Annotated in this window: 9 protein-coding genes; 5 read left to right on the forward strand and 4 right to left on the reverse strand. The window is 61.9% G+C overall.

Annotation, left to right across the window (positions count from 1 at the left end; genetic code table 11):
• Positions 1–14: 14 nt before the first annotated feature.
• Entirely contained in the window at positions 15–359 is a 345-nt protein-coding gene (locus ACSQ3I_RS25690) for a RidA family protein (RefSeq protein ID WP_436003662.1), read from the forward strand.
• Positions 360–426: 67 nt separating this feature from the next.
• On the opposite strand, the gene ACSQ3I_RS25695 is transcribed toward ACSQ3I_RS25690, so the two are convergent.
• Genes ACSQ3I_RS25695 through ACSQ3I_RS25710 form a run of 4 tightly spaced genes read right to left on the reverse strand, consistent with a single transcriptional unit; the run spans position 427 to position 5,213 of the window.
• Positions 427–2,079, reverse strand: a complete 1,653-nt coding sequence (locus tag ACSQ3I_RS25695; RefSeq protein ID WP_436003664.1) for a thiamine pyrophosphate-binding protein — start codon at positions 2,077–2,079, stop codon at positions 427–429.
• 1 nt (position 2,080) lies between these two features.
• Complete coding sequence (locus ACSQ3I_RS25700; protein ID WP_436003666.1) at positions 2,081–3,277, reverse strand: CaiB/BaiF CoA transferase family protein; 1,197 nt, start codon at positions 3,275–3,277, stop codon at positions 2,081–2,083.
• Between the two features lie 16 nt (positions 3,278–3,293).
• The gene (locus tag ACSQ3I_RS25705; RefSeq protein WP_436003668.1) at positions 3,294–4,256 is read right to left on the reverse strand and encodes a DMT family transporter; all 963 of its coding nucleotides are present in this window, start codon (positions 4,254–4,256) and stop codon (positions 3,294–3,296) included.
• Positions 4,257–4,259: 3 nt separating this feature from the next.
• Positions 4,260–5,213 carry an alpha/beta fold hydrolase gene (locus ACSQ3I_RS25710; protein ID WP_436003670.1) on the reverse strand — a complete coding sequence of 318 codons (954 nt, stop codon included), beginning with the start codon at positions 5,211–5,213 and terminating at the stop codon, positions 4,260–4,262.
• A 219-nt stretch (positions 5,214–5,432) separates the two neighbouring features.
• Between ACSQ3I_RS25710 and ACSQ3I_RS25715 the strand changes: the two genes are divergently transcribed.
• The 4 genes from ACSQ3I_RS25715 (at position 5,433) to metF (ending at position 10,193) form a co-directional block, all read left to right on the forward strand.
• The gene (locus ACSQ3I_RS25715; protein WP_436003684.1) at positions 5,433–6,182 is read left to right on the forward strand and encodes a ribonuclease T2 family protein; all 750 of its coding nucleotides are present in this window, start codon (positions 5,433–5,435) and stop codon (positions 6,180–6,182) included.
• 114 nt (positions 6,183–6,296) lie between these two features.
• Positions 6,297–7,946 (forward strand): energy-dependent translational throttle protein EttA, encoded by a 1,650-nt coding sequence (ettA, locus tag ACSQ3I_RS25720; RefSeq protein WP_436003672.1) that lies wholly within the window; start codon positions 6,297–6,299, stop codon positions 7,944–7,946.
• 313 nt (positions 7,947–8,259) lie between these two features.
• Positions 8,260–9,285: an ArsR/SmtB family transcription factor gene (locus ACSQ3I_RS25725; protein WP_436003674.1), complete on the forward strand. Its 1,026-nt coding sequence runs from the start codon at positions 8,260–8,262 to the stop codon at positions 9,283–9,285.
• Positions 9,285–10,193: a methylenetetrahydrofolate reductase [NAD(P)H] gene (gene metF, locus ACSQ3I_RS25730; RefSeq protein WP_436003676.1), complete on the forward strand. Its 909-nt coding sequence runs from the start codon at positions 9,285–9,287 to the stop codon at positions 10,191–10,193. Before ACSQ3I_RS25725 ends, metF begins: the two co-directional genes overlap by 1 nt.
• The last annotated feature ends 450 nt before the right edge of the window (positions 10,194–10,643 follow it).

The raw sequence follows: 10,643 nt of genomic DNA on the forward strand, positions 1-10,643 counted from the left end.
TTAGGGAGTTTTCCATGAGCATCACCCGTATCGAGCCCGGTCCGCGCATGAGCGGCGCTGTCGTCCACGGCAACACCGTTTACCTGGCCGGCCAGGTCGGCGAAGGTAATGGTGTCACCGAGCAGTCGAAGTCGGCGCTGGCCGAAGTCGATCGCCTGCTGGCTGCTGCCGGTACCAACAAGTCGAAGATCCTGCAGACGATCATCTACCTCTCCGACATCTCCACCTTCGGCGAAATGAATGCCGTCTGGGAAGCCTGGGTCGACCCGAAGAACACGCCGGCCCGCGCCACCAGCCAGGCTGCCCTGGCGACCCCGGACTACAAGGTCGAGTTCGTCGTCATCGCCGCTCTCGACTAATCTATCCGACATTTCATGAAAAAGGCCGGTCGTTGGACCGGCCTTTTTTTGTCCGTGGTGTTTGTCTTCAGGTCCGGTCGCGGATCTGGCTCAGCGTGCGCGTCGGCGTGATCGCCTCCGGATCGAGCTTGATCTCGATGATCGAAGGTTTGCCGCTCTGGCGTGCGCGCTCGAAGGCGGCTGCGAAATCCTCGGTCTTCTCCACCGTTTCGCCATGGCCGCCATAGGCGCGGGCGAAGGCGGCAAAATCAGGGTTGGTGAGGCCGGTGGCGCTGACGCGGCCCGGATATTCCCGCTCCTGATGCATGCGGATCGTGCCGTAGATGCCGTTATTGACGAGCACGGTGATCAGCGGCAGGCCGTAGCGTACGGCGGTGGCGAATTCCTGGCCGTGCATCATGAAGCAGCCGTCGCCGGCAAAGCAGATGACCTCGCGTTCCGGGAAAAGTTGCTTGGCCGCAACGGCGGCCGGCAGGCCGTAACCCATCGAGCCGGAGGCCGGCGCCGACTGGGTCTGGAAACGGCGGAACCGGTGGAAGCGGTGTACCCAGGTGGCATAGTTGCCGGCGCCGTTGGTGAAGATCGTATCCTCGGCGACATTGGCTTCCAGCCAGTCCATGATCGGCCCCATCTGCACGGCTCCCGGTCCGGTTTGCGGCGGTGTCGACCAGGCAAGGTAGGCGGCATGCATGTCTTCCGTCCGCTTTGCCCAGGCGGGAGCAGCAGGCGGCGTCAACCCCTTCAGGGCGGCGACGAAGTGCTCGGGTGCCGCGGCGATGGCAAGATCCGGCCGGTAGACGCGGCCGAGTTCATCGGGATCGGGATAGACATGCACCAGCTTCTGCTGCGGATAGGGGATATCCATCAGCGTGTAGCCGGAGGACGGCATTTCCGAAAAACGGCCGCCGAGCAGCACGATGAGATCGGCCTCCTTGACCTGCTTGCCGAGTGCCGGATTGATGCCGATGCCAACATCGCCGGCATAACTCGGATGCAGGTGATCGAACAGCATCTGCCGGCGGAACGAGCAGCCGACCGGCAGCTTGTGCGCTGCTGCAAAGGCCTGGAAATCTGCAACGGCCTCTTCCGTCCAGCGCGTGCCGCCGAGGATGACCATAGGCCGTTCGGCTGCAAGCAGCATCTCGTGAAAAGCCTTGACTTGAGTGGCGCCCGGATGGCCTTCGACCGGCTGGTACGGCTTGGCGGCAGGTGCCTCGACGCTATCGACCAGCATGTCTTCGGGCAGGGTCAGCACCACCGGGCCAGGACGGCCGGAGGTGGCGACGGCAAAGGCGCGGGTGACGAATTCGGGAATGCGGGCGGCATCGTCGATCTCGCCGACCCACTTGGCGAATTCGGTGAAGGCGCGGCGATATTCGACCTCCTGGAAGGCCTCGCGTTCGCGCGCTTCGCGCTGCACCTGGCCGATGAACAGGATCATCGGCACGGAATCCTGCATGGCGACATGCAGGCCGGCCGACGCATTGGTGGAGCCGGGTCCGCGGGTCACCATGCAGATGCCCGGTTCGCCGGTCAGGCGGCCCCAGGTGTCGGCCATCATCGCCGCGCCGCCTTCCTGGCGGCAGACGAGTACGTCGATGTCGCTGTCGTGCAGTGCGTCCAGCACGGCGAGATAACTCTCGCCCGGCACGCAGGAAATCCGCTTTACGCCGTTCGCCTTCAGCGCCTCGACGATCAGCTCTCCGCCGGTTCTCTTCATCTCAGGCTTTCCTTTCCCATTGCAGCAGCTCTTCCAATACTTCTTGCGTATGCTCGCCGACGCGCGGGCTTGGGCGCTCATACACCAACGGCGTTTCCGACAGGACGATCGGGCTGCGCACGCTCGGAATGCGGTTGCCGTCGCGGTCTTCCAGTTCGATCTGCAATCCGCGGGCCTTCACCTGCGGGTCCTCGAACATCTCGCCGATGGTGTTGATGGCGCCGGCCGGCACGGCATTGCCCTCGCAGGCATCGAGCAGGTCGCGTTTCTTCCATTTTGCGGTCTCAGTGCAGACGATCGGCCGCAGTTCGGCGCGATTGGCGACACGCGCCTTGTTGGAGGCGAAGCGTTCGTCGTCGGCCAGGCTTTCGATGCCGAAGATGCCGCAGAGCCGGCGGAACTGGCCGTCATTGCCAACCGCCAAAATGAGATGGCCGTCGGCCGCCGGCACCACCTCGTAGGGCGCGATATTCGGGTGGGCGTTGCCCATCCGGTTCGGTGCCTTGCCGGAGATCAGGTAGTTCATGTTCTGGTTGGCCAAAACGCCGGCCTGGACGTCGAGCAGCGCCATGTCGACGTGCTGGCCCTTGCCGAATTTCAGGGCATGGATGAGGGCGGCCTCGATGGCGGCAACCGCATAGATGCCGGTGAAGATGTCGGCGATGGCCACGCCCGCCTTCATCGGCTGGCCGTCGGCCTCACCGGTGATGGACATGAAACCGGACATGCCCTGGACGATGTAATCGTAACCGGCAAAGGTGGCATAGGGGCCGGTCTGCCCGAAACCGGTGATCGAGCAATAGACGAGCTTGGGATTGAGGACCTTCAGGCTTTCATAGTCGAGGCCGTACTTCTGCAGTCCGCCGACCTTAAAATTCTCGATGACGACATCGGCGCTTTTCACCAGCCGGCGGACGATCTCCTGGCCCTCAGGCTTGCTGAAATCGACGGCGATCGAGCGTTTGCCACGGTTGGTCGAGTGGTAATAGGCGGCCGAGAGGTTTTCACCGTCAGCGCCCTCGACGAAGGGCGGGCCCCACGCGCGGGTATCGTCGCCACCTTCGGGGTTTTCCACCTTGATGACATCGGCGCCCATATCCGCCAGCATCTGCCCAGCCCAGGGGCCGGCGAGAACCCGGGCGAGTTCGATCACCCGAAAACCGGCGAGCGGCGGTTGCTTGGATCTGTCTGCTGTCATGGAATTTCCTTGAAGTTCAGGGCGAAAGAGTGGATTCTGATGTATCGGACACCGGCCGGGAGACGAAACGGCGTTCACGCCAGATGATGTAGAGGCCGGAGCCCATGATGATCGATATGCCCAGCCATTTGATCGCATCCGGGAAATCGCCGAAGACCAGCCAGGCGAACAGGGTGGCCGACACGATCTCGAAATATTGCAGCGGCGCCAGCGTCGAGGCCGGCGCGGCGCGGTAGGCATAGACCGACAGGATGCCGGATATGGCCGCCGCGATGCCGACGCCCAGCAGGTGGCCGGCAGCCGTGAAATCCGGGATCGAAGGATCGAAGAGCGGCGATCCGCTGCCTTCGCCGAAAAACAGGATGACGGCGCAGATCAGGCCGCCCCAGATTCCCGTCTGGAACTGCATGGCCCAGGGGTCTTCCCGGTGGGCCAGCACGCGTGTCATCAGCGCGAAGATGGCGATGCAGAAGGCGGTGACGACCGGGAGGAGGGCAACGAAGCCCACCTCGTTGAAACTCGGCTGGATGATCAGCAGCGCGCCGAGGAAGCCGACGCCGCAGGCGGTGTAACGCCGCCAGCCGATGGTCTCCTTCAGGAAAATGCTGCTGAGGATCGTCAGGATCATCGGTTCGACGAAAAAGATGGCGATGGCATCGGCGACTTCCATCACGCGCAGCGTGGTGACGAAACAGATCATCGACAGCGCGATGATGCCGCCGCGGATGATGTGGAAACGTGTCTGCCGCCAGGAAATCTGCGCCAGCGCGCCGCGCCAGAGCACGAAGGGCAGCATGAACAGCGATTGCAGCAGGAAACGGAAGAGGGCGACCTCCGTCGAGGCGATCGTCGAGGCTGCCAGCTTTGAAAAGATGTCGATCAGCGGCGCGATCAACACGGCAAGGAACATCAGCATGATCCCGCCCATGACCTCGCTGCCGTGAATTGCGGCCCCCTGCGGGGAGGAACTGCTCGCCATCGATCACAATCGTCCCGTTTTTGCGGCAAAACGACCGGAAACCGACCCGCACCACGCGGCAAACTCCACCATTGCGGTGTTGCGGTCGATTTCGTTCAGCGTTTCGTGGCGCATCTCCTCATATATGCGCGTGCTGATATTGGAGAATCCCGCCTTTTTCAAATGATTTGCGAGGTCGAAAACAGAGCGTCCCCCGAAGGTCGCCGGATCCTGGCCGCCGCCGGCAAGATGGACCGGCAGATCGCGGCCGCCTGTCACCGAAAGGGCTCGTTTTGGCCCGGAAAACGTCAGCGCAAAAACGTCGATCCACAGCGACACGCTGCAGGCAAAGCCACACAGCGGATCGTCGATGTAACGCGCGACTTTCACCTCGTCATGGGAGAGCCAGTCGAAGGGTGTCCTGGCGCCGGCGATCGACCGGCCCCAGGCCTCGAATGTCAGGCGCGGCAGAATCTGGCTGGGCACGTCGGAACCCTTGAGCCAGCGTTCCATGAAAAGGATCGCCTGCGCTGCCCGGCCCGCAGGGCCTGGGTGAAAATTGGAATTCCAGACGGCAAGCGCGTCGAAGCGGCCGATATCCTCGAAGGCGGCATTCAGCGCGATCAGACCGCCCATGGAGTGGCCGAAGAGGATGACCGGCAGGGCCGGATGACGCTCTGCAGCCATGTTGCGGATGGCGAAGACGTCCTCCAGCACCCGCTGGGCGCCGTCGCTTTGCGCAAACCGGCCGAGGGGCGCATCCGCAGCGATGGTCTCGCCGTGGCCGCGATGGTCATGGGCATAGACGTGATAACCTTCGGCCGCCATGTATTCGGCAAACGGCCGGTAGCGTCGGGAGTGTTCGGCAAGCCCGTGGCTGATCAGCAGGATGCCGCGGGCATCTCCGGTCGCCTCCTGGTGGTGCCAGGCCAGATCGGCTCCGCCGGGGCTCTGCAACCGCCGCGTTTCGTCAAACATCCGCCTTGCCTCCCCAAGCCATGCCCGAACAAAGGGGATTTGTGCGGCAGAAGCAAGAGGCTCTTCGGCGACGTGCGAAAATTGCGCGTGCATATCGATTCAGGGTTGCATTTGTCGCGTGGGGATGCTTATTTGATCCTGTTTTGTTCTTCATTGGCGGTGAGGTGGCATATGAGCGGGATTACTTTCCGGTCACTGGTTATGGCATGGCTTTTGATCATGCTCGGGCTGTTTTCCCCCACCGCCGCTATGGCGCAGGATGATTCGGAGGCCGCGGCGGCAAAAACGCAGGAGCAGGCGACGACCGGCCGCAAGGGGCGGACGCAACTCATCCTTGCGGCGAGCTGGCAGCCGGGTTTCTGCGAGCGGCGGCGCAAGAAGCCGGAATGCGCCAGCCAGACCGCGGATCGTTTCGATGCCAGCCGCTTCTCGTTGCACGGTCTCTGGAAGATCCGGAAATCCTATTGCGATGTCAGCGCCGAGTTGCAGGCCGCCGACAAGAAGCGCGACTGGAAAGACCTGCCGGCGGTGACCCTGTCCCCGGATACTGCCGCCTCCTTGTCCCAGAAGATGCCGGGCGTGCAGTCAGGTCTGGACCGCCACGAATGGGTCAAGCATGGCAGCTGTTCCGGGGTCGATGCCGAAACCTATTTCAGGACGTCGCTGCTGCTGCTGGAGCAGTTGAACACTTCGGCGGTTGGCAAGCTGTTTGGCGACAATATCGGCAAGCCGCTGACGGAGGTTCAGATCAAGAAGGCCTTTGAAGACAGTTTTGGCGAAGGGGCAGGCGATCGCGTCAAGATGCGCTGCAACAAGGACGGCGACCGGCGGATCATCACCGAGTTGACGATCGGCCTGAATGGCACGGTTTCGACGGAGAACGCGTCGCTTGCGGCGATGATCGCCGGTGCCGGAACGACAAAATTCGATTGCCCGGAAGGTATCGTCGACGCCGCCGGCTTCCAGTGAACGCTGCGGTTCGGCAGATCGTGGCGGAAAGCTGGGTTTCGTCATTGCCCGCGCGGAGCATTTCGCCTACATAGCGGCACAATCCCAGTTTTTCCGCGCGGAGCGATCATCCCAATGGCACGTCAGTTTATTTATCATATGTCAGGGCTCAATAAGTCCTACGGTCCGAAGAAGATTCTCGAAAACATCCACCTGTCCTTCTATCCGGATGCGAAGATCGGTATTCTCGGCCCGAACGGCGCCGGTAAATCGACGGTGCTGCGCATCATGGCCGGTCTCGACAAGGAATTTACCGGTGAAGCGTGGCTGGCCGAAGGTGCCACCCTCGGTTACTTGGCGCAGGAGCCGCAGCTCGATGCCTCCAAGACGGTGCTGGAAAACGTCATGGAAGGCGTTGCGCCGAAGAAGGCGATCCTCGACCGTTACAACGAGTTGATGATGAATTATTCTGACGAGACGGCAGAAGAAGGCGCCAAGCTGCAGGACGTCATCGACAGCCAGAATCTTTGGGATCTGGAAAGCCAGGTGGAAATGGCCATGGATGCGCTGCGCTGCCCGCCGGGCGACGCGGCCGTCGACAATCTCTCCGGTGGTGAAAAGCGTCGCGTGGCGCTGTGCAAGCTCTTGCTGTCGCAGCCGGACCTGCTGCTGCTCGACGAACCGACTAACCACCTCGACGCCGAAACCATCGCCTGGCTGGAAAAGCACCTGCGCGAATATCCCGGCGCCGTGATGATGATCACCCACGACCGCTACTTCCTCGACAACGTCACCGGCTGGATCCTCGAGCTCGACCGCGGCCGCGGCATTCCGTACGAAGGCAACTATTCCGCCTACCTGCAGGCCAAGGCCAAGCGCATGGCACAGGAAGGCCGTGAAGAAGCCACCCGCCAGAAGGCGATTTCTCGCGAACAGGAATGGATCGCCTCCAGCCCGAAGGCCCGCCAGGCAAAATCCAAGGCGCGTATCCGTGCCTATGACGAACTGGTGCAGTCGGCTGCCGATCGCCGTCCCGGCGACGCGCAGATCGTCATTCCGGTCGGCGAGCGTCTCGGCCAAGTGGTCATCGAGGCGGAAAACCTCACCAAGTCCTATGGCGACCGCGTGCTGATTGAAAACCTGTCGTTCAAGCTGCCGCCGGGCGGCATCGTCGGCGTCATCGGTCCGAACGGCGCCGGTAAGACGACGCTGTTCCGCATGATCACCGGCCAGGAAAAACCCGATAGCGGCGAAATCCGCGTCGGCGATACCGTCGATCTCGCTTATGTCGACCAGAGCCGCGATACGCTCGACGGCAACAAGACGGTCTGGGAAGAAATCTCCGGCGGCAACGACATCATCAAGCTCGGCAAGCACGAGATGAATTCGCGTGCCTATTGCGGCGCCTTCAACTTCAAGGGCGGCGACCAGCAGCAGAAGGTCGGTACGCTCTCGGGCGGCCAGCGCAACCGCGTGCACCTCGCCAAGCTCCTGAAGGCCGGCGGCAATGTCGTCCTGCTCGACGAACCGACCAACGACCTCGATACCGAAACGCTGGCGGCGCTCGAAGATGCGCTGGAAAACTTTGCCGGCTGCGCCGTTATCATCAGCCACGACCGCATGTTCCTCGACCGCCTGGCGACGCATATCCTCGCTTTCGAGGGGGACAGCCAGGTGGAATGGTTCGAAGGCAACTTCGAAGACTATGAAAAGGACAAGATCCGCCGTCTCGGCGCCGATTCCGTCAATCCGAAGCGGGTCACCTACAAGCGCCTGACGCGCTGATTTGCCTGCTTTCGCTTTCGGCGGTCTCCTGCCGAAAGCGATCTCGGCTTCCGCTTGCCGGGAGCCGCAATATCATTGGCAAGCTCGCTTCTCGTCCCGCATCATTCTCGGCATTGGCCGGGCCGGATGGGAAACAGGTTTCGTCTTTGCCTGCAATCCAAGGCCTCCGGTCATCCGGGGGCCTTTTTCTTGCCCGATGCTGGGTTCCGCAGCATCATGGCGTGGCTGACAGAATTTTGCGGCAGGTGATTTCCTGCTTGCGTCATCGCACCTAATGACATAAAGATATCTTTATATCTTGATTGGGTGTTTCGTGGCGAACTTGGTAAAATTCGGACTCGACGATCTGGTGGACCTCCTGAAGGCGGTGGGTGAGCCCACGCGGCTGCGGTTGCTGGCGCTTCTGGAGCAGGGGGACCTGACCGTCTCCGACCTGACGGAAATTCTCGGCCAGTCGCAGCCGCGCATTTCGCGGCATCTCAAGCTGCTTGGCGAGGCGGATCTCATCGATCGTTACCAGGAAGGCGCCTGGGCCTATTTCGGCCTGAAGCGCGAAGGCCGTCCGGCGACGCTGGCGCGCACACTGTTGAAGGCGGCATCGGAAAACGACCCGGTGCTTTTGCGCGACAGCGATCGTCTTGTGTCGGTGAAACGGGTGCGGGCGGAGCGCGCCCAGGCCTATTTCAGCCGCAACGCCGCCGAATGGGATGCGCTGCGCCGCCTGCATGTCAGCGACGCCGATATCGACGCGGCAATCGTCGCGCTTGTCGGTGACGAACCGGTCGAGGCACTGCTCGATCTCGGCACCGGCACCGGACGCATCCTCGAACTGCTGCAGCCGCTCTACCAGCGTGCCGTCGGCATCGATGCCAGCCGCGACATGCTGGCCGTGGCGCGCGCCAATCTCGACCAGGCCCGTGTTGCCAAGGCCTCGGTCCGGCATGGCGATATCCTCAACCTGCCGCTCGATGCGCAGGATTTCGATCTCGTCACCATCCACCAGGTGCTACACTTCCTCGATCAGCCGGAACTGGCGATTGCCGAAGCGGCACGCATGCTCCGTCCGGGTGGCCGGCTCGTGATCGTCGATCTGGCGCCGCACACGCTGGAGCATTTGCGTGATGAACACGCGCATGTCCGCCTCGGCTTCTCCAATCAGACGATGGCCGACTGGCTGAAGCGCGCCGGCCTGAAAATGGAAAAATCCGTCGATCTGCATTCCGGCAAGCAGGCCGGCCAGGATCTGACCGTCACCATCTGGCTGGCGCGTGACGAACGCGCTGCCGATCGAACCGGCCGAGACGGCCAGCCTTCCTCTCTTCTTGTCGGGAGCCGCTGATGTCCCCTTCACCTCTTCGTTCCGCAGACCACGCGAAACTTCGTTTTTCCTTCGAGTTCTTCCCGCCGAAGTCGGAGGAGATGGAAGGGCAGTTGTGGGCAACGATTGATGATCTCGCCGGCTGGAACCCCGAATTCGTCTCGGTGACGTATGGCGCCGGCGGCTCCACGCGAGCGCCGACCCTGTCGACGGTGCGCCGATTGCTTGCGGAAACCGCGCTGCCGACGGCGTCGCATTTCACCTGTGTCGGCGCCAGCCGCGACGAGGTGCATCAGGCGCTCGAGGATTTTCGCGCTGCCGGCGTCCGTCATTTCGTCGCCCTGCGTGGTGATCCGGCCGGCGGTGTCGGCGCTGCCTACCAGCCGCATCCCGGCGGTTATGCCAATGCCGCGGAACTGGTCGCCGGTCTGCGCTCGATCGACGATTTCGAGATTTCCGTGTCCGCCTATCCGGAAAAGCACCCCGAAAGCCGCGATACCGCCGCTGATATCGACATGCTGAAACGCAAGGTGGATAATGGTGCCAACCGGGCGCTGACGCAGTTCTTCTTCGACAACGATGTCTTCGAGCGTTATCTCGAGCGCGTGCGCGCGGCCGGCATCACCATTCCTATCGTACCCGGCATCATGCCGATCCAGAACCTGACGCAGCTCAAGCGGTTTGCCGGCGCCTGCGGCACGACGGTGCCTGTGCGTCTCGACGAACGCTTCGAGGGGCTGGACGACAAACCGGTGGAGCGTGCCGCCGTGGCGGCGGATGTCGCGGCCGAACAGATGGCCGATCTCGTCCGCCGCGGTATCCATGAATTCCACGTCTATTCGATGAACCGCGCCCCGCTGGTCAACGAGACGTTTGCACGCCTCGGCCTGACCCGGAAAGTGGCTGAGACCACCGGCGCGGCCGCCTGATACGTTCCATCTACGCCGCAAAAGAGAAACGCATGGCGATGCTCCCATCGCCATGCGTTTGTCTTGATGTGTCTGTCTTGCGAAGAGTGCTCGAAGACTGGTCTGTCGTTGGTCGCTAACCTTGAACCGGTCTGCGACTTTCCCCTAGATAAAAAGCATTGTTGCGATGAACACAAATGCTGCGCTGACCAGAAAGACATTGAAGGAATTTGTAAGTCCCATTGTCTGCCTCCTTGCGTTGACCGTTAAATCATATGTCGGATTTGTGGCAGCTGAAAAGCGCTTTCAATGCTGCGCTGCGAAGACAGAGGGCGGAAAACGCTGGTGTTGAATTGCAAGCTATTGAAAATTCACCCAAAAAATTATTCACAATTTTTTGCCGCGGTTTAACATTCGGTTATCCGAGGTGAATCCCCGAGAGCAATGTGTTCAACATGAGCCGAACACCCC

It is taken from the genome of Rhizobium sp. LjRoot30 (assembly GCF_964253915.1).
Lineage (GTDB): Bacteria > Pseudomonadota > Alphaproteobacteria > Rhizobiales > Rhizobiaceae > Metarhizobium.

Coding starts and splice junctions, on each gene's coding strand:
- ACSQ3I_RS25690 (WP_436003662.1), top strand. CDS start 15: ATGAGCATCACCCGTATCGAGCCCGGTCCGCGCATGAGCGGCGCTGTC.
- ACSQ3I_RS25695 (WP_436003664.1), bottom strand. CDS start 2,079: ATGAAGAGAACCGGCGGAGAGCTGATCGTCGAGGCGCTGAAGGCGAAC.
- ACSQ3I_RS25700 (WP_436003666.1), bottom strand. CDS start 3,277: ATGACAGCAGACAGATCCAAGCAACCGCCGCTCGCCGGTTTTCGGGTG.
- ACSQ3I_RS25705 (WP_436003668.1), bottom strand. CDS start 4,256: ATGGCGAGCAGTTCCTCCCCGCAGGGGGCCGCAATTCACGGCAGCGAG.
- ACSQ3I_RS25710 (WP_436003670.1), bottom strand. CDS start 5,213: ATGTTTGACGAAACGCGGCGGTTGCAGAGCCCCGGCGGAGCCGATCTG.
- ACSQ3I_RS25715 (WP_436003684.1), top strand. CDS start 5,433: ATGCTCGGGCTGTTTTCCCCCACCGCCGCTATGGCGCAGGATGATTCG.
- ettA (WP_436003672.1), top strand. CDS start 6,297: ATGGCACGTCAGTTTATTTATCATATGTCAGGGCTCAATAAGTCCTAC.
- metF (WP_436003676.1), top strand. CDS start 9,285: ATGTCCCCTTCACCTCTTCGTTCCGCAGACCACGCGAAACTTCGTTTT.